General features: G+C 54.8%; 14 protein-coding genes. 6 read left to right on the top strand and 8 right to left on the bottom strand.

Going from position 1 to position 18,540, the window contains the following annotated elements:
* Window positions 1–129 precede the first annotated feature (129 nt).
* Together mgtE and KGP17_RS19670 are read right to left on the bottom strand one after the other, a co-directional pair.
* Complete coding sequence (mgtE, locus tag KGP17_RS19675; RefSeq protein WP_021178779.1) at window positions 130–1,563, bottom strand: magnesium transporter; 1,434 nt, start codon at window positions 1,561–1,563, stop codon at window positions 130–132.
* Between the two features lie 165 nt (window positions 1,564–1,728).
* Entirely contained in the window at window positions 1,729–1,896 is a 168-nt protein-coding gene (locus tag KGP17_RS19670) for a YfgG family protein (RefSeq protein ID WP_065686557.1), read from the bottom strand.
* A 527-nt stretch (window positions 1,897–2,423) separates the two neighbouring features.
* Between KGP17_RS19670 and KGP17_RS19665 the strand changes: the two genes are divergently transcribed.
* Complete coding sequence (locus KGP17_RS19665) at window positions 2,424–4,670, top strand: EAL domain-containing protein (RefSeq protein WP_179247670.1); 2,247 nt, start codon at window positions 2,424–2,426, stop codon at window positions 4,668–4,670.
* A gap of 373 nt (window positions 4,671–5,043) precedes the next feature.
* Here the strand turns inward: KGP17_RS19665 and ppx are convergent, their stop codons facing one another.
* The gene (gene ppx / locus KGP17_RS19660) at window positions 5,044–6,603 is read right to left on the bottom strand and encodes an exopolyphosphatase (protein WP_021807130.1); all 1,560 of its coding nucleotides are present in this window, start codon (window positions 6,601–6,603) and stop codon (window positions 5,044–5,046) included.
* A 10-nt stretch (window positions 6,604–6,613) separates the two neighbouring features.
* A complete protein-coding gene (gene ppk1 / locus KGP17_RS19655) occupies window positions 6,614–8,677 on the bottom strand; it encodes a polyphosphate kinase 1 (RefSeq protein ID WP_021807129.1) in 2,064 nt (687 codons plus the stop codon).
* 255 nt (window positions 8,678–8,932) lie between these two features.
* Between ppk1 and KGP17_RS19650 the strand changes: the two genes are divergently transcribed.
* Genes KGP17_RS19650 through pstB form a run of 3 tightly spaced genes read left to right on the top strand, consistent with a single transcriptional unit; the run spans window position 8,933 to window position 13,582 of the window.
* Window positions 8,933–11,092, top strand: coding sequence for an ABC transporter permease subunit (locus KGP17_RS19650; RefSeq protein ID WP_223498184.1), 2,160 nt, complete (start codon window positions 8,933–8,935; stop codon window positions 11,090–11,092).
* Window positions 11,089–12,741 carry a phosphate ABC transporter permease PstA gene (pstA, locus tag KGP17_RS19645; RefSeq protein WP_179251995.1) on the top strand — a complete coding sequence of 551 codons (1,653 nt, stop codon included), beginning with the start codon at window positions 11,089–11,091 and terminating at the stop codon, window positions 12,739–12,741. Before KGP17_RS19650 ends, pstA begins: the two co-directional genes overlap by 4 nt.
* Before the next feature lie 28 nt (window positions 12,742–12,769).
* A complete protein-coding gene (pstB, locus tag KGP17_RS19640) occupies window positions 12,770–13,582 on the top strand; it encodes a phosphate ABC transporter ATP-binding protein PstB (RefSeq protein ID WP_021178772.1) in 813 nt (270 codons plus the stop codon).
* Between the two features lie 12 nt (window positions 13,583–13,594).
* Here pstB and KGP17_RS19635 read toward each other — a convergent pair whose 3' ends face one another.
* Complete coding sequence (locus KGP17_RS19635) at window positions 13,595–14,290, bottom strand: polymer-forming cytoskeletal protein (RefSeq protein ID WP_021807125.1); 696 nt, start codon at window positions 14,288–14,290, stop codon at window positions 13,595–13,597.
* Between the two features lie 355 nt (window positions 14,291–14,645).
* On the opposite strand from KGP17_RS19635, the gene KGP17_RS19630 reads away from it, so the two are divergent.
* Entirely contained in the window at window positions 14,646–15,152 is a 507-nt protein-coding gene (locus KGP17_RS19630) for a DUF1993 family protein (RefSeq protein ID WP_021807124.1), read from the top strand.
* A gap of 42 nt (window positions 15,153–15,194) precedes the next feature.
* Here the strand turns inward: KGP17_RS19630 and speG are convergent, their stop codons facing one another.
* The 3 genes from speG to purM form a co-directional block, all read right to left on the bottom strand.
* Window positions 15,195–15,752, bottom strand: a complete 558-nt coding sequence (gene speG, locus KGP17_RS19625; protein WP_037376386.1) for a spermidine N1-acetyltransferase — start codon at window positions 15,750–15,752, stop codon at window positions 15,195–15,197.
* 112 nt (window positions 15,753–15,864) lie between these two features.
* Window positions 15,865–16,503: a phosphoribosylglycinamide formyltransferase gene (gene purN, locus KGP17_RS19620; RefSeq protein ID WP_021807123.1), complete on the bottom strand. Its 639-nt coding sequence runs from the start codon at window positions 16,501–16,503 to the stop codon at window positions 15,865–15,867.
* Window positions 16,503–17,540 carry a phosphoribosylformylglycinamidine cyclo-ligase gene (gene purM / locus KGP17_RS19615; RefSeq protein WP_021807122.1) on the bottom strand — a complete coding sequence of 346 codons (1,038 nt, stop codon included), beginning with the start codon at window positions 17,538–17,540 and terminating at the stop codon, window positions 16,503–16,505. Before purM ends, purN begins: the two co-directional genes overlap by 1 nt.
* Before the next feature lie 255 nt (window positions 17,541–17,795).
* On the opposite strand from purM, the gene upp reads away from it, so the two are divergent.
* The gene (gene upp, locus KGP17_RS19610) at window positions 17,796–18,422 is read left to right on the top strand and encodes a uracil phosphoribosyltransferase (protein ID WP_024484908.1); all 627 of its coding nucleotides are present in this window, start codon (window positions 17,796–17,798) and stop codon (window positions 18,420–18,422) included.
* Window positions 18,423–18,540 lie beyond the last annotated feature (118 nt).

Genomic DNA, 18,540 nt, shown 5'->3' with positions numbered 1-18,540 from the left:
AGTACAGCGGACGAGGAATACCTATCCAAGTATATACCCAACCTCTATCAAGACACACCGTTGCGATTCGGCACTTTCTCCGCAAGGGAAACCAGCGATTTGCTCTGGTCGAGCTAGCGGTGACACTGACTAAAGCAGAAATACGGTTGCCAGCCCCAGGAAGATAAAGAAGCCACCGGTATCGGTCAGGGCAGTGATCAGTACGCTGGAGCCCACGGCAGGATCGCGGCCCAGTTTGAGCATGGTCATCGGTATGATCACCCCCATCAGCGCGGCGACCAGCAGGTTCAGCATCATGGCCAGCGTCATCACGCCCCCCATCGCCAGGTCGCCATACAGCAGATAGGTGACCAGCCCCATGATGCCACCCCAGACGATCCCGTTGATGATGGCTACGCCCAGCTCTCTGAACAACAGGCGTGAAATATTGCCCTCTTCGATCTGATGCAGCGCCAGCGCGCGCACGATCATGGTAATGGTCTGGTTGCCGGTATTGCCGCCGATACCTGCGACGATAGGCATCAAGGCGGCCAGCGCCACCAATTGTGAAATGGTGTGTTCAAACAGGCCAATGACCCTGGAGGCGATAAAGGCGGTACAGAGGTTGATGGCCAGCCAGGCCCAACGGGTTTTCACTGCCTTGCTGACCGGGGCAAACACGTCTTCTTCCGGGCTTAACCCGCCCATGCGACGCAGAGTGGTGTCGCTTTCTTCGTTAACTACGTCAACGATCTCTTCGATGGTTAACCGCCCCATCAGTTTGCCTTTGGCATCGATCACCGGGGCGCTGATCAGGTCATAACGTTCGAACGCGCTGGCCGCCGCTTCGGCTTTGTCTTCCGGTTGGAAGGTGGTGGGATCGCTATCCATCACCTTAAACACCGGGGTTTGCGGATCGTTAAGCAGGATCGCGGTCAGCGGCAGCTCGCCTAACAGGGTATTTTTGCGGTCGGTGACGAACAGCTTATCGGTGGCGTCCGGGATGGTTTTGCGTTGACGCAGGAAGCGGTGTACGGCCCCCAAAGAGACATCAGGGCGTACCGAGACCAGTTCAAAGTCCATCATCCAGCCGACGGTATCCTTACCGTAATGGACCATCTCGCGCACCTGCTCACGCTGCTCTGGCTCCAGTGAGGTCAGCAGGCGGCCCATCAGGTTACGTGGCAGGTATTGCGCCAGATAGGCCTGTTCATCGACATCCAGGGTTTTGATCGCCTTGAGCAGGTCTTTATCGCTCATCTCTTCGATCAGGCTATCCCAGACGGGTTCGGCAACTTCTACCAGGGTTTGGCCGCGCTTGTTGTTATCCACCAGCCGCCACAGCGCCAGGCGTTCATCTTGTGGCAGCGCTTCTAGCAGGTCCGCCAGGTCAGCGGCGTGCATATCTTGCAGCAAGTGGGTGATTTCGGCGGTATGATTAAGCAGTTCGCCTTCGCTGAGTTGCTTTTCATCCCCTGAGCGGCCAAGAATGCCGTCAACCAAAGGGGTATTATTTAACAGTAGGCTTAGGATGCGCTGACGATACTCAGCGACTTTTTTGACGTTATGTGTTGCGGCGGACATGGAATTCCTTAACGCTGACTTGGCACACCGGGTTCCTTTTAGACTATCTTTAAAAGATAGAGCATAGCGGCAGTTGGCGTGATTTTTATCAATCTGATGGTGCAGGGTCAGCAGCTTTGACGTGCCAGTGACTCAGGGTGATGGTCGCTTGGTAGGGCAAGATAATCACCGATTATCCACGCGGGCTTCCTGGGTCTGCGGTTCAGGCAGCGATCTTTTTTCCTGATGATGGGGAATAGCGGCAATGGCGGCATACAGCAGGCGACCGACTAGAATGATGAAACTGATCAGCAGCACGACTTTGGTCATGCGCCCGGTTGTGGTCTTTCTCATGGTTCATTGAGCCCGTCGGTTTTTCCCATTGGCATTGTTCAAGCACCCTGTTGGGGCTGCCGCTGGAAAATGATGGTGGCGATTACTGTTGTTTGACACATGCCTGCCATGACTAACATTGATTTAAATTGTAAATGGAATTCTAGGCTCTGATGACAAAAGATGTCCATTTATTTCCGTGCGTTTGATCGAGCAATTTAGCTGGGGTTTATGTCCACCACTTTTTAAGTGGTTACTCGAAATGCACGGGATATAGATTTTGTCTGATTTTTTGTTGTGTATTAATAGGTTATTATCGGCCTATGACGTGTCATATGGATTTTTATTAGCCTTTTCTCTATTAATTGATCGTGGTCAAATCTTAAGCTATCGCAGAGAATAGAATTCACAGCCATTCTTGATGCTGGAACCGTATGTCTCAGCTTGCTCCCCGAATGGTTCTGTGGTGGGATCGGATCCTGCTTTCTCTGCGATTTAAAACGCTTAAGCGACGAAGTGAATCACGCCTTAGCGGATACTGTGTCTTGATGGGTATTTTAAAGTTCTGGAATAATTTACGTGACCGTTGGTGGGGGCAGCCTATTGTGCTGAGCCTACTGCTGGTGCCGCTTGCAGGCTGGCTATCGCCGCGCCTGATGCTGCCTGATGGCAAAGTGTATCTGGTTTATCTACCGCTAGTGGTCTGCTTTTCTTTGCTGATGGTTTATGACTGGCGTGCCATGCCTGGCATCGCTTTGGCTATCCTTATCCGCTATTCCAACCGCGCCGGCGGCAGCGAAGTCGACGTGATCATGACGTTGCTGTATGTGGGATGTCTGAGCATTTGCTGGTGGGGCTATCGCTGCCAGTCGCAGCGCCACTGGTGTGTGGGACTCACCGAGTTGAAGCTGGGTAAACACCGGCTGATCTGGCTGGTGCTGATGCCGCCAGTGCTGTTTATTTTTGGTTTACAGCTGGTTATCGGCCTCGATTTGTTGCCGGACGAACTCGGCATGCTTTCCGGAAGCGGTAATCACCTGCATGCACTGATAAACTTTCAGGCCATTCTGATTGGCTGCCTGTCCTCCATGCAACTGTTCTATTTCGTCTTACGGATCATTAAGAACCCCAAGTTTGCTCGCGTACTGCTGGGAAGGATCCGTCGTGAGATGGCGCCATCGGTTAAAAAAAGTGAGCTGCAGCTGTGGGTCGTGGTGCTGCTTGCCTTGGTCGTGGTACTTGCCTACCACACGGCTGATACCAATGCCATGCAGGTGCCCGACTACAGCCTGACGCTGTTATTGCCAGTAATGCTGTATAGCGCCATGCGCTTTGGCTACCTGTTCAACTGTATTATCTGGGCGGCAACCCTTCTGGTGCTGTTCTTTAACTATCCGGGTTATGTGCAATGGGACAGCCTGCTGCATAACCTGACCATGATCTCGTCAATGATGCTGGCGTTCACCCTCAGTATTTTGCTGACATCTGCGGTGCATACTCGCCAGCGGATGGACCATGCGAAGGCGCAAAGCGCCTCGTTAAAAGATCCGGTCATCGGCTTACCCAACCTGCGTGCATTGAAGCGCGATCTGGCCAAGGTGCCGCGTTCGACGCTGTGTTTCCTGCGGATTTCCGAGCTGGATTTGCTCAGCCGTAACTATGGCATGCAGTTGCGCATCCGGTTCAAACAGAAGCTGGCGAGCAGCCTGCGCACGGTGCTGGAGGAAGGGGAGGACGTCTATCACCTGCCGGGGTACGATCTGGTGCTGCGGCTCAACGGTTCCGACGGTGAGGCCCGGGTGGCCAAAATCCACAGCACGCTGGAGAAGTTTCGTCTGGTGTGGAACGGTCTGCCAATCCATCCACCGCTGGGAATTAGCTACTGTGGAGTCTATTCGGAAGTGGAACACCTGCATCTGTTACTGGGGGAATTGAGCTCGTTGGCGGAAATGTCTCTGACCAGTGGCCGGCCTGAAAACGTGCAGAACGATCATCATGTGGTTCAGGATGAAATCAAGCGCAAGGTTGCCTTGTTACACTGGGTACAACGCTCGCTGGATAATGACGGTTTCATGTTGATGGCTCAACCGATTGTCGGGGTTCGCGGCGATTCTTACCATGAGATCCTGCTGCGTATGCTGGATGATGAAGGGAACGTTATTCCTCCCAACGAATTCCTGCCGGTGGTGCATGAATTCGGGTTGGCTTACCAGTTGGATATGTGGGTACTGCGCCAAACCTTGCAGTTTATGGAGCTCTATCGCGAAGGTATGCCTAGCGCGCGCTTTGCCGTGAATCTGTCACCGTCCTCGCTGTGTCGCCCAAGCCTGTGCCAAGACGTGCGCGATGCCTTGCAGCAATACCAGATTGAGCCTTATCAACTGGTGTTGGAAGTGACGGAGTCTCATCTGGTGCAGGATGTGAAATATGCCAAAAATTCGCTGAAAGAGCTGCGTCAGTTAGGTTGCCGTATTGCCCTGGATGATTTTGGCACCGGCTATGCCACCTACGATCGACTGAAGGAGCTGCATGTCGATATCTTGAAGATCGACGGCAGTTTTGTGCAGGATATGCTGACCAGCAAAGTGGATTACCAGATCATTGCGTCAATCTGCAAGGTGGCGCTGATGAGAAGGTTGTCGATTGTGGCGGAATATGTTGAGTCGCCCGAGCAGCGCGATGCGCTTAAAAGCCTCGGCGTGGATTATATGCAGGGCTACTTTATCGGCAAACCTCAATTGTTGGCGTCTCTAGTGCCGATGGAGGCACAACCGGAAGACGAAGAGTCTGACTGAGAACGTGGCCCCTCACCCTAACCCTCTCCCACAGGGAGAGGGAACCGATCGAGCGTGGTTGAAATTGTAGTGATTCATCTTGGATGAGAGACGATCGAGTACGCTGATTTTTCTGCGCCATGCTCCATCTTTGTTCTTCTTACTCCGTATTTACAGCACTCCGGCCAGCTCCCTCTAGTACAGGGAGAGGGAACCGATCGAGCGTGGTTGAAATTGTAGTGATTCATCTTGGATGAGAGACGATCGAGTACGCTGATTTTTCTGCGTTTACACCATCCTCGTTCTTCTTACTCCGTATTTACCGAAGCAGCACAGGCCAACCAAGCGCTCCGGTCAGCTCCCTCTCCCTGTGGGAGAGGGTTGGGGTGAGGGGTTACGCGGCAGGTTTTGCGTCTGCGTCCTGCTCGCCTTCTTCTTCTATCACCAGTTTCCAGCCAACCACGTCATTCCAGTATTCCTGCTCACGCTCAAAATCGAGCTGTACCAGGTTGTTCTGCGACAGATAGCCCGCCGGGAAGCGCAGCGTCCAGTGATTGTCATCCGTGACCAGGCGCAGGGTTTCCGGCGTGGTGGTGGCCTGACGCTGATTGTTAAGCAGGGTGCTCAGGCGTAACAGCTGGATCAGCGGCAGATAGTACTTCTTCTTGAACAGGTTCAAGCGGGGTAACTCTTCGAGCTTGATCGCTTTACGCTGGAAACGCACCAGCGCTGACAGCAGCAACTGCTGCTCCTGGTTGAAGCCTGGCAGGTTGGTATTTTGCAGAATATAGGCGGAGTGGCGGTGCATACCGCTGTGGTTGATGCTCAGCCCCACCTCATGCAGCATGGCGGCCCATTTCAGCAGCGCTTCCAACTGTGGCTGCACCAGCTTGGTGTTTTGCGCCATCCACTGAGCGTACAACAGCTCGGTGGTTTCGAGCACGCGCTTGGCCTGCTCGCGGTCAATATTATAGTGATCGGCCAGACTTTTGGCCGTGCGGCTGCGAATATCCTGGTGGCGGAAGCGGCCCTCCATTTCATACAACACGCCTTCGCGCAGGGCACCGTCGGACAGACGCAGATCGCGGATTGCCAGCGCATCAAATACCCCACACAGGATCGCCAGCCCCGGCACAAATACCGATTGGCGATCTTCCGACAGGCCCGGCAGGCTCAGGGCGCTGAAGTTTTTAAACTGCAACACTTGCTCAACCAGTAACTCCAGCCGTTCAAGGGTAATCAAACCGTCTTTTTCACCCATGGCCACCAAAACTTCGTGAGCGGCCTTGATGGTGCCAGATGCCCCCAAGGCATATTGCCAGCCCTGGATGCGGTATTGCCAGGCCAGGGTTTCCAATTTTTGTGCGGCGGCCAGGCGTGCTCGTTTAAAGTTGGTTTTGCTGATCTCCCCTTCAGGGAAGAACATATGGGCAAAGCTCACGCAGCCCATGCGGCGGCTCTCTGCCAGCAGAGGCTCGAAATCCTCCCCGATCACCAGTTCGGTAGAGCCACCGCCGATGTCGATCACCAGCTTGCGGCCTTTTTCCGGCTGAGTATGCTCGACCCCCATAAAAATCAGACGGGCCTCTTCCTGCCCGGCGATGATTTCGATCGGATAAGGGATCACTTTTTCCGCCCGCTTGAGGAACACTTCGGCATTCACCGCCTGACGCAGGGTGTGGGTACCCACGATGGTGACGTTATCCGCTGGGAACCCCTGTAATCGCTCGGCGAACAGCGCCAGGCAGGCCAAGCCCCGCTCCATGGCTTCTTCACTGAGCACGTTGTTGCTATCCAATCCATCGGCAAGGTGTACCCGCTGTTTTAAACGGCCTAACACCTGTAATGCGCCGTTAACGACGCGGGCGATCACCATATGGAAACTGTTCGAGCCAAGATCGATGGCAGCGATTTCCTGTGGCTTATTATTGGTTACAGTGCTTTTTAGCGGCATAGTGGCTGGCCTAGTTGTCCGGTTGTTCCAGAGCTTTTAAATACTCATAAATGGCCACCTGTGCACGGACCTTACGGCGATTGCCACGCGGTACATACTGGTTGCTCAGTTCTTTATCGATATAGCGGGCCTTGACCGTATCGCTAAACAGCAGCTCCAGAATGTCCAGAACGCGCTGTTTGAGCGCCGGATCCAGCAGCGATACAGCCACTTCGATACGGTAATCTATGTTACGGGTCATCCAGTCGGCGGAAGAGAGGTAAACCCGTTTGTCACCTTTGTTTTCGAAAACGTATACCCGATCGTGTTCCAGATAACGGTCGACGATGCTGATAACTTGAATATTGTCACTAATTCCCGGCAGGTTGGGGATCAGCGAACACATGCCGCGCACCAACAGACGGATTTTCACGCCGGCGGCGGCAGCGGTATATAACCGATCTACCAGCCCTTTATCCACCAGATTATTTATTTTCAACATAATAGCGGCGTTTTCACCGGCTAATGCGTTGGCAATTTCCCGATCGATCAGATCGTACAGCATGCGGCGGGAGTTCTGCGGCGAAACCATCAGGTTGTCGAAGGAGACCGGCCGGTACGGATTTTCAATAAAATTGAATACCCGGCGTACTTCGTTAGTGATGCGCGAATCGGCGGTCAGCAGCGAGTAGTCGGTGTAGATACGGGCGGTTTTTTCGTTAAAGTTGCCGGTACCAATATGAGCATAGCGCACAATATCGTCGCCTTCACGGCGCGAGATCAGGAATAGTTTGGCGTGAATTTTCAGCCCCGGAGCGGAGAAGATCACGTGCACCCCGGCCTCGGTCAAGCGTTTGGCCCAGTGGATGTTGGCCTCTTCGTCGAAGCGTGCCTGTAGCTCCACCACCACGGTCACTTTCTTGCCGTTATGCGCCGCATGGATCATCGATTCGATAATGCGTGAGTCTTTGGCTACCCGATAGATATTGATTTTTATCGCCAGCACGCTGGGATCGAACGACGCCTGACGCAGCAGCTCCAGTACGTGTTCAAAGGTGTGGTACGGGTAGTACAGCAGCACGTCTTTTTCGCGGATGGCATCGAAGCCGTTGCGGAATTTATCGAACCAGATATGCCGCAGACGCGGTAGCGGGCGGTTGACCAGATTGGCCTTGCCGACGTTCGGGAAACTGATGAAGTCTTTAAAATTGTGGTAACGGCCACCGGCGATCACCGAGTCGTAGTTGGATATCCCCAGCTTGTTACGCAGCAACTCCACCATCTCGTTGGGCATATCGCGCTGATACACAAAGCGTACCGGCTCAGCGGTCAGGCGTTGTTTCAGGCTCGACGACATCAGTTCCAACAGGCTGGATTCCATTTCGGTCACCAGATCGTATTCTGCATCGCGCGTCATTTTCATCGAATAGGCGTTGAGCGCATCATAGTCGAAGAAGCCCTTGAAGATGTCGTCCAGGCAATAGCGCAGGATGTTATCCAGCAGGATCATCGGCTTGCGTCTGCGGGGGGCTTCCGGCGGCAGATTGACGAAGCGGGGCACTTTGTCGGAAGGAATTTCCAGTAACGCATAATCGATGCGCGTACCGCGAATGATCTCCACCGCCAGATAGGTGTAATCGTCCTTCAGGAACTGCACCAGATTGGTGTCGTGATTGATCAGGATCGGCGTGATGTGCTGGCGCAAATGATGCTTGAAGTATTGCCGCAGCCAGATTTGCTGGTTCTCCGACACCTGACGCTCGTTGATCAGGAAGATCTGGTTGCGCGCCATCTCCAGCAGCAGATCGTTGTACAGGCTGTCGAACTCCTGGTCGGTCTTCAGCACCTTGGCCTGAATTTTTTTCAGCAAATGACGTGACGCGCCACCTGAACCCTGTTCTTCGCTGATCAAGATGCGCCGTTTCAGATCGGCAAAGCGGACTTTATAGAATTCATCCAGGTTATTGGAGTAAATGCCCAGAAATCGCATGCGCTCAATCAAGGGATTGCTCTTATCTGCGGCTTCCTGCAACACGCGTTCATTAAAGGATAACCAGCTTAATTCTTTATCGATGTAGAGCTTTTCCTGACCCATTGCTACTCCAGTTCAATTTTAGAAAAGGATCGGACTTATCGCCGAATACCGCTCTAGTGTCCTTCTTCATTATTGCGAGAGATTGACAACAATGTCCAACATATCTGAGGAGTTATCCCGCCGTATTGCCCGCCGCAAATTGTTATTCCTCCAGCATGGCTCCCGGCAACTTTGTCATGCAAACGTCACAAAACTGACATAAGATGCCCGGTTATCTTTGGGTGCAAGCCCGACAACGGAACCGACGACAGGCAAATGGCACAGACAACGCTTAACCAACATCCCCGCGATCGCCTGCGTGCGCACGTTGATCGTGGCGTACAAGGAGCCGTGACCGTCAGCGGGCTGCTGGTATTGATGACGCTGATGCTGATCTTTGTCTATCTATTGCTTTCGGTTTTACCGCTGTTCAAACCGGCCTCGCTAGGCACTTCACGCGTATTGCCAATGAGCTACAGCTCCCCGGCGCTGGCTATCGGGATGGACGTACAGCAGCGTATTGGTTATCGCATCGATCGCCAGGGGGAAGGGCATTTTTATCCGTTGCAGGCACCGAACAATACTCCTATACAGCAAACGCTATTGAGCCAGCCAACATTATTGGCTCATGCGGTTGGAGAGCGTGACCTGTTTGCCCTGGCGCGGGCGGATGGCCGATTGATAGTTACCCAGGCCGATTTTGCACCGGCGGGCGGTGGTGAACCGCAGTGGCGCTTTCCGCTGGGGCAGGAGCCCTTGGCGTTTGATCCCCATGGGCAAGCACTGACATTGCTAAGCCTGGCGCAAGTCCGCCGGGGTAACTTCCTGCTGGCGGCGGTAACGGACGGCAACCGGCTGCTGTTTGGGCGTTTCAACCCGACGCTTCAGGGCCAACCCACGGAAATCCCTTTGACCGACGTGCCACAACAACTGTTGCTAACGCCGGATGGCCGCCAGCTTTATCTGTTAACCGGCAACCAACTGGCCCGTTATCAGATTGAAGGGGCACAGCCGCAGCTGCGAGAGACGCGAACCCTGGGTGAACATCCTCCCTACCGTCTGACGGCGTTGCCGGGGGGGAGCGCATTATTGATCCAGGCTGGCGACGGTAGCCTGCGTGAATGGTTTGATGTGGAGAAAAACCAGCGCTATCAGTTAGCACCGATACAGCAATTTGCCCATCAGACTACCACGCAGGAGTTGTTGGTCGCCGAGCCATATCGGCGGGTATTCGCAACCTTGCAGCCGCAGGGCGAGTTCGCCTTGTTTTCCAGTATCCAGTCCAAGCCGTTGCTGAAGGACAAGCTCCCCGTCAACGTACAACAGATGGCGTTTGCCCCACGTGGCGACGGTCTGTTGCTGGAAACTGCCCAGGGTTGGCAGCATTACGCCGTGGATAATCTCTATCCAGACGTCACCTGGCGTTCCCTGTGGCAGCGGCTGTGGTATGAGAACTACCCTGAACCGGCGTATGTGTGGCAATCCACTTCGGGTGAAGATAGCTACCAGGCTAAATTCAGCCTGATGCCGGTGATCTTTGGCACCTTCAAGGCGGCAGCGTACTCCATGTTATTCGCCATCCCGCTGGCGCTGGCCGGGGCGATCTATACCGCCTGCTTTATGTCGGCAGGGTTAAGGCGGGTCGTCAAACCGGCGGTCGAGGTGATGGGCGCGTTACCAACGGTGGTGATTGGGCTGGTGGCCGGTATCTGGCTGGCGCCGATGATCGAGCGTTATCTGCTGGCCGTGTTGGCCTTGCCGTTCCTGTTGGCCGGGGTCGTGCTGTTATGCAGTTGGCTGGTTAACCGATTTACGACGCGGCCTTGGTCACCGGGTTGGGATTTACTGTTGCTGTTACCTGTAGTGGTGCTAACGGTTTGGCTGGCGCTTGCCGTAGGGCCTTGGCTGGAGCTTAAGCTGTTTGGTGAGCCGCTGCATTTCTGGTTGGGCGAGGACTTCGACCAGCGCAATACGTTGGTGGTGGGCGTGGCGATGGGCTTCGCACTGGTGCCGATTATCTTTTCGCTGGCAGAGGATGCGTTGTTCAGCGTGCCTGCCTCGCTTAGCCGGGGGTCATTGGCCCTGGGGGCTACCCAGTGGCAAACCGTGTTGCGCGTAGTGTTGCCTTCCGCCAGCGCCGGTATTTTCTCTGCGCTGATGATCGGTTTTGGCCGCGCGGTGGGGGAAACCATGATCGTGCTGATGGCCACCGGCAACACGCCGCTGATCGACGGCAGCCTGTTCCAGGGCTTACGGGCGATGGCGGCCAATATCGCGATCGAAATGCCAGAGGCCGTCACGGGCAGTAGCCATTATCGGGTGCTGTTCCTGACCGCGCTGGTGCTGTTTATCTTTACCTTTGTGTTTAACACGCTGGCGGAGGCGGTACGCTTACGCTTGCGTAAGCGCTATACGCTGAACCAGGAGACACCATGAGAAGCTGGGTGAAAAGCGGCTCCCCGTGGATTTGGCTGACGGCGGCATCGGTGGCCATCAGCCTGCTGGCGCTGATCGGCATTTTACTGCTGCTGGCCGGGCAGGGGACGCGTTATTTCTGGCCTAGCCCGGTCTATCAGTTCGAGCTGAATCAGACGGCCGCAGGCCCGGTAACGATCGTGGGGGAGCTGTATCAACGGCAGACGATCTCGCGCCAGCAATTGCAAGACGCCGGTGTTGCGTTGCCACCAGGGGAAGCGCAAAGCTTTATCCGCTACCTGATCAAAGTGGGAAACCGGGAAAGCGAAGGGCAGGATTTCCGTACTTTGCTGGCCAGTGACGTCGGTAGAATGACCACCCCACGCGATTTATTAGTGTTGGAGCGTAACAGCAACGGCACCGCCTACGGCTACCTGGCTGGTTTACTGGAGGATGGCCAACCGTTGACCGGCAGCGATCTGAGCCAGGCGTTGCAACAGCGCTTGCCGCAGATTGCGGCGCTGACGCGACAGGCGCGTGATATTCAGTTCCGCGACATGGCGCGGATTAACGAACAGTTTGAACATTTGCGCCTGCATGAAAAGAGCCTGCAGCGTGAGAATAAGCTGGATGCACGTTGGCAAGCCTCTATCCGTGCCGAACGGCAGGAGTTGCAACGCCAATACCGCCAGCTTGCAGGCAAACTGCAAGGGTTGGAACGCGATCGCCAGCGTGATGCCTTGCTGCTGCGCGACATGCACGGGCAGGTTCACACCATTGCCCTGAGCCAGGTGCGCGATGCCTGGTATCCCAATGACATGAGCAACGGGCAGAAGTTGGCGCATTGGACCAAGCAAGTACAAAAATTCCTGACCGACAGCCCACGAGAAGCCAATACCGAAGGGGGCGTGTTCCCGGCGATCTTTGGTACCGTGTTGATGGTGATCCTGATGTCGATCGTGGTGATGCCGTTTGGCGTGATTGCCGCCGTCTATCTGCACGAGTATGCCGGTAATAATCTGCTGACGCGGCTGATCCGCATCTCGGTAGTGAATCTGGCGGGGGTGCCGTCGATCGTCTACGGGGTATTTGGTCTGGGGTTCTTTGTCTATATGGTGGGGGGCTCGCTCGATCGGCTGTTTTACGCCGATTCCTTGCCGAACCCGACGTTCGGCACACCGGGCGTGCTGTGGGCCGCCTTGACCCTGGCATTGCTGACCTTGCCGGTGGTGATTGTTGCCACTGAAGAAGGGTTGTCGCGTATTCCCGTTTCGTTGCGCCAGGGGTCTTTGGCTCTGGGAGCCACCCGGGCGGAAACGCTCTGGCGGATCGTGCTGCCGATGGCGGCACCGGCGATGATGACCGGCCTGATCCTGGCCGTAGCACGAGCAGCGGGGGAAACGGCACCGCTTATGCTGGTTGGCGTGGTGAAATCGGTACCGGTGCTGCCGGTGGACGATATTTTCCCCTATTTGCACCTGGAACGTAAATTCATGCACCTGAGCTTCCAAATTTACGATATGGCGTTTCAGAGCCCTAGCGTAGAAGCGGCGCGGCCACTGGTGTTTGCCACGGCATTCCTGCTGGTGTTAATTGTTGTTGGGTTGAATCTGACGGCAATGGGCATCCGGCATTCGCTAAGGGAACGGTATAAAGCATGGTCGCAGTAACTAGGTTGAATCTTTTGGGGAGCGCCAAATGAGTCTGATAACGCCGGGCAGCCTACCCCGGTTGGATGTCCAGCAGTTGGCCGATGAGCATACCGCGCTGGCGGTCAACGGTCTGGATCTGTTTTATGGTGACAAGCAGGTGCTGCACAATATTTCCCTGCGCATTCCCAAACACCGGGTGACGGCGCTGATCGGCCCTTCTGGCTGCGGCAAGTCGACGCTGTTGCGCTGCTTTAACCGGATGAACGATCTGGTGGATCGCTGCCGGATTGACGGCGAACTGCAGCTTAATGGCGAAACCATTTCCGGCCCGCAGATTGACGTTGCCGCATTGCGGCGGCGCGTGGGCATGGTATTCCAGAGGCCCAACCCGTTCCCGAAATCGATCTACGAAAACGTGGTTTACGGCCTGCGCTTACAGGGCGTCCGCGACAGGCGTATTCTGGATGAAGCCGTAGAGCGATCCTTGCGTGCCGCCGCGCTGTGGCACGAGGTGAAAGATCGGCTACGGGAAAATGCGTTCCGCCTGTCCAGCGGCCAACAACAACGGTTGGTGATTGCACGGGCGATCGCGGTTGAACCGGAAGTGTTGCTGCTTGATGAGCCGACCTCTGCGCTGGATCCGATTTCCACCTTAACCATCGAGGAGTTGATTTCGGTGCTGAAACAGCGCTACAGCGTGGTGCTGGTGACTCACAACATGCAGCAGGCCGCGCGGGTTTCCGACTATACGGCGTTTATCCACCAGGGGACGCTGGTGGAATATAACGATACCGACGCGATTTTCACTTCGCCACGCCAACGCCGCACAGAGGATTACATCACTGGCCGCTATGGTTGACGGGCGAGGAGCTTAATTGGCATGCTTGCTCGGCTGCGGGGTCGGTTGTTCCTGCTGTTCAGGTTCAACCTTTTTCAGCGCGGTCACTTTTGCCTGAGAGGGCTGGGCCTGAGGAGGCGTTTTTTGCATCAGCTGCGACTGGCCAATAAACAGGCCGCCTTTCTCGATGGAGATTTCGTCGGCGAAAATATCCCCGCGCATGCTGCCCTTAGGCTGGATTGACAGCGAGTCGGCGAAGCAACGGCCTTCAACCGGGCCATTGATCATGATCTGCTGGGCGCGGATCTCGCCTTTGACATGGCCGCTGGTTTCAATACGCACCATGTGGCTGCAAATGATGTTTCCCTCAACCCGACCTTCGACAATGATATTGCCATCGCCTTCGATCACGCCGGTGAACAGTGCACCATTGGAGATAAAGGTGTCTTTCTTGGCACGGATTGGCTTAATGGCGTCGGCAACTTCAGGCAGGGTGTTTGGCTCAGAGTGAGCAACCGGCTGAGGCACGGGCTGATCGATCAGCTCCTGCGCTTTTTCTTCATTAACGGCTTTATTTTTCTTATTGAATGACAGCATTTGATTCGTCCTTGTTATTTTGTAGATAAACGCCAGCGTTGCCAACAGTGCCAGGACCAAGGCGGCCAGCAGCGCGCGTTTTATGTAGATACCGGTGAAGCTGATCCCTGTCAGCCAGAGAACGATGGACAACGTCCATAATCCCCATATACACCATAATAAGTTGTAATTACGCATGTTTTTCAGGCCGTTTGAAGTCCATTCGCCGCGAAAGTGCGGGATGCCAAGCGGCAGCCAGCGTGACGGTTCCTGTTAGGCTATCCGTAGTAGCGAGTGATGATACCTAATATTGTCGCCTAATTCACCACTCGCTTGACCAACCAAGGATAATCTGAAGTGGCCACGCAAATTGTTTATTTGTGTGATTATTAAGGCTAAATTGATTTTGTACATGAATATTGGGCGCGGACACAACCTGTCAAACAACTCAACGACAATACTCTGGCAACCGGCGTAAGATGGGTGGTCACTCACATCTGGAGGTTGTATGTCTTTATCGATTTATGCCCATTCCCCAATGCAGTTTGTCCGTGGTTTGCAGATCCTGTCGGCGTTACTGAAAAAAGGTGAGCAGTTCTTGCAGCAGAAGCAGCAGGCTGAAAGCGTGCTGTTAGAAGCCCGACTGGCGCCAGATATGTTTCCACTGCTGCGGCAGGTACAGATTGCCAGCGATGCAGCCAAAGGCGCAGTGGCCAGATTAGCCGGGCAGGAAGTACCGTCCATGCCGGATAACGAAGCCAGCTTTGCCGAGCTGTACCAGCGTATCGAAAAAACTATCGCCTATGTGCAGGGCTTCCAGGCGGCCGATTTCGCCGAGGCCGATGGCCGCAATATTGAGATAAAAAGCAAAACGCGTGATTTTCACTTCACCGCGCAAGATTTCCTGCTGACTTTCGCCCTCCCCAACTTTTATTTCCATCTGACCACCGCCTACAACATCCTGCGTAATCAGGGTGTGGAAGTGGGGAAATGGGATTATCTGGGCGCGAAGTAATTCTGGATCTTTCGGGGAGAGGAATATCTCCCCGGTTTACTGCTATTTAACCAATGGCCTATCGCCAGGCTGGGCAGTCTTGAACTTCGCCAAATACTGCGGCTGGAAGATGCACATGCGCAGCACGGTGCGGTATGCGCCGCTAACGAAGAATTCGTCAATCAGTTCGCCTTCCACCTCAAAGCCCAGCTTGCTGTAAATATGGATCGCCTTCGGGTTTTCTTTATCGACGATCAAATACAGCTTATACAGGTTAAGTACCGAGAAGCCGTAGTCCATCGCCAGTTTGGCGGCGGTGCTGGCGTAGCCTTTGCCCTGATGCGCCGGATCGATGATGATCTGGAATTCGGCGCGGCGGTGAATATGGTCGATCTCTACCAGTTCAACCAGCCCGACTTTGGCCCCTTCATGCTCGATGATAAAACGCCGTTCGCTCTGGTCGTGAATGTGTTTATCGTACAGATCGGAAAGCTCGACAAAGGCTTCATAGGGTTCTTCGAACCAGTAGCGCATGACGCTGGCGTTGTTATCCATCTGGTGAACAAACGCCAGATCTTCCCGCTCCAGCGGGCGTAGCCTGACGTTGGTGGTACTCGACATACATTCTCCTCGGTATTATTAATCTGGCAAAAGTATAACCTCAGGAGCTGATTGAAGGCGAAAAAAAACGGCACCGTGAAAGGCACCGTTTAGCTTGCGGTTAAATTGCGGGTCAGTCGGCGGCATAGCCTTGTGCTGGCAGGCGTTCACCATCCAGCCAGGCAGCGTTGTCGCGCATTGCCAGCCGCCCTTCGATAAACCAGCTCACCACCAGAGGGTATATGGTGTGTTCCTGGGTCTGCACCCGCTCAATGACCTCATCTTCCTCGTCACCGGGGAAGATCGGCACCTTGGCTTGCAGGATCACCGGGCCACCGTCGAGCTGCTCCGTGACGAAATGTACCGAAGTGCCATGCTCGGCGTCGCCGTTGTCGATAGCTTGGCGATGGGTATGCAACCCGGGGTATTTCGGCAGCAGGGAAGGGTGGATATTCAGCATGCGCCCGGCATAGCGCTGCACAAACGCGTTGCTGAGAATGCGCATATAACCGGCCAGCACCACCAGATCGGGTTGGTATTGGTCGATAGCTTGCGCCAGCGCGGCGTCAAAGGCTTCGCGATCGGCAAAGGATTTGGCATCCAGCGCTTGAGCGGCAATGCCAGCCTCTTCGGCACGCTGCAGGCCATAAGCCTGTGCGTTGTTGCTGAGTACCGCCACGATAGTGGCGGCGATCCGGCCCTGTTGGCAGGCGTCGATCAGTGCCTGGAGATTACTCCCCTGGCCGGAGACCAACACCACAATCTTTTTCATCACTGGATGACCACTTGTTGTTCGTCAGAAGAAGCGGTCAGTTTACCAATCTGCCAGGCTTTTTCACCCGCGGCGGTCAATATGGCGATGGCTTTTTCTACCGACTCCTGTGGCAGCGCGATCACCATACCGACACCGCAGTTAAAGGTACGGTACATTTCATGGCGGCTCACGTTGCCCGCCTGCTGCAACCAACTAAACACGGCAGGCCACTGCCAGCTCGATTCGTCGATCACCGCCTGCATCCCTTCTGGCAGCACGCGTGGGATGTTTTCCCAGAAACCGCCACCGGTCAGGTGAGCAATCGCATGTACTTCCACTTTCTCGATCAATTCCAGTACCGATTTGACGTAAATCTTGGTCGGCTCGAGCAGATGATCTGCCAGCGGTTTGCCTGCCAGGTCGGTAGTAGTGGGATCGGTCTTGCTCACTTCCAGGATCTTGCGCACCAGCGAATAACCGTTGGAGTGCGGGCCCGAAGCGCCCAGTGCGATCAGCGCATCGCCAGACTGCACTTTGCTGCCGTCGATGATTTCGGATTTTTCAACCACGCCCACGCAGAAACCGGCGACGTCATAGTCTTCACCGTGGTACATGCCGGGCATTTCGGCGGTCTCACCACCCACTAACGCACAGCCGGATTGTTTACAGCCTTCGGCAATCCCGGTGATCACGCTGGCGGCAGTATCCACATCCAGCTTGCCGGTGGCGAAGTAATCGAGGAAGAACAGCGGCTCAGCGCCCTGAACCACCAGATCGTTAACACACATCGCCACCAGATCGATACCGATGGTGTCGTGGCGTTTTAAATCCATTGCCAGACGCAGCTTGGTGCCCACGCCGTCGGTGCCGGAAACCAGTATCGGCTCGCGGTATTTCTGCGGCAACGCGCACAGGGCGCCAAAACCGCCCAGCCCACCCATGACTTCCGGGCGGCGGGTCTGTTTCACTACACCTTTGATGCGGTCTACCAATGCGTTGCCAGCATCGATATCGACACCTGCGTCTTTATAGCTGAGAGAGGTTTTGTCGGTCACTGCGCGATCCCCACGACGGTTTGCGGTTTGAGAACGGTGCTTCCGGCGGTGATGCCGGAACCAGGCGCGGCAATTCTAACAGCGCAAGCAAACGTTTGCGAGAACCATGTGAGCCCGCTCGAACTTTTCGTCTTCTATACTGTTGATCACTCTTTTGTTGATCTCGATCCGGCTATTGGTAGTGGCGTCGGGAGCAAAAGGCGGTATAATCCGGCGATTTTTTTGGCCGTCAACCACCTTAATAGGAGAAAAATGATGAAGATCGTTGAGGTGAAACACCCGCTGGTTAAGCACAAGCTTGGTCTGATGCGCGAACACGATATCAGCACCAAACGCTTCCGTGAGCTGGCTTCTGAAGTGGGTAGTTTGCTGACCTATGAAGCGACCGCCGATCTGGTGACAGAGAAAGTTACCATCGAAGGCTGGTGTGGGCCGGTTGAAGTTGAGCAGATTAAAGGGAAAAAAATTACCGTAGTGCCAATCCTGCGTGCCGGTCTGGGCATGATGGAAGGGGTGCTGGAGCACGTTCCGAGTGCTCGTATCAGCGTGGTTGGGGTTTATCGTGATGAAGAAACCCTGGAGCCGGTCCCTTATTTCCAGAAACTGGTTTCCAACATTGACGAGCGCATGGCGCTGGTGGTTGACCCAATGCTGGCTACCGGTGGTTCGATGATCGCCACTATCGACCTGCTGAAGAAAGCCGGTTGCAGCAGCATCAAGGTGTTGGTGCTGGTCGCCGCTCCTGAAGGGATCGCCGCGCTGGAGAAAGCGCATCCAGATGTTGAGCTGTATACCGCGTCGATCGATCAATGTCTGAATGACAAAGGGTACATCGTGCCTGGCCTGGGTGATGCAGGCGATAAGATATTTGGTACCAAATAATAAATAAGCCGACCTGAGAGTCGGCTTTTTAATGCCCTTTGGATTGCTAACACTGGCAATCCATTGGGTATTAATCACCAAGCTAACACAACTGATACTAACTCAGAGGAAAAACACC

It is taken from the genome of Serratia sp. JSRIV001, assembly GCF_019968745.1.
GTDB lineage: Bacteria > Pseudomonadota > Gammaproteobacteria > Enterobacterales > Enterobacteriaceae > Chania > Chania fonticola_B.
The sequence above is the reverse complement of the archived record's forward strand: the minus strand, read 5'-3'. Positions and strand labels throughout refer to the sequence as shown.

What these genes read in the sequence shown, in the direction of transcription:
- ppk1 (WP_021807129.1), bottom strand. Translation starts at nt 8,677, where the DNA reads ATGGGTCAGGAAAAGCTCTACATCGATAAAGAATTAAGCTGGTTATCC.
- pstB (WP_021178772.1), top strand. Translation starts at nt 12,770, where the DNA reads ATGAGTCTGATAACGCCGGGCAGCCTACCCCGGTTGGATGTCCAGCAG.
- speG (WP_037376386.1), bottom strand. Translation starts at nt 15,752, where the DNA reads ATGTCGAGTACCACCAACGTCAGGCTACGCCCGCTGGAGCGGGAAGAT.
- KGP17_RS19670 (WP_065686557.1), bottom strand. Translation starts at nt 1,896, where the DNA reads ATGAGAAAGACCACAACCGGGCGCATGACCAAAGTCGTGCTGCTGATC.
- mgtE (WP_021178779.1), bottom strand. Translation starts at nt 1,563, where the DNA reads ATGTCCGCCGCAACACATAACGTCAAAAAAGTCGCTGAGTATCGTCAG.
- KGP17_RS19665 (WP_179247670.1), top strand. Translation starts at nt 2,424, where the DNA reads ATGGGTATTTTAAAGTTCTGGAATAATTTACGTGACCGTTGGTGGGGG.
- ppx (WP_021807130.1), bottom strand. Translation starts at nt 6,603, where the DNA reads ATGCCGCTAAAAAGCACTGTAACCAATAATAAGCCACAGGAAATCGCT.
- KGP17_RS19650 (WP_223498184.1), top strand. Translation starts at nt 8,933, where the DNA reads ATGGCACAGACAACGCTTAACCAACATCCCCGCGATCGCCTGCGTGCG.
- upp (WP_024484908.1), top strand. Translation starts at nt 17,796, where the DNA reads ATGAAGATCGTTGAGGTGAAACACCCGCTGGTTAAGCACAAGCTTGGT.
- KGP17_RS19630 (WP_021807124.1), top strand. Translation starts at nt 14,646, where the DNA reads ATGTCTTTATCGATTTATGCCCATTCCCCAATGCAGTTTGTCCGTGGT.
- pstA (WP_179251995.1), top strand. Translation starts at nt 11,089, where the DNA reads ATGAGAAGCTGGGTGAAAAGCGGCTCCCCGTGGATTTGGCTGACGGCG.
- purN (WP_021807123.1), bottom strand. Translation starts at nt 16,503, where the DNA reads ATGAAAAAGATTGTGGTGTTGGTCTCCGGCCAGGGGAGTAATCTCCAG.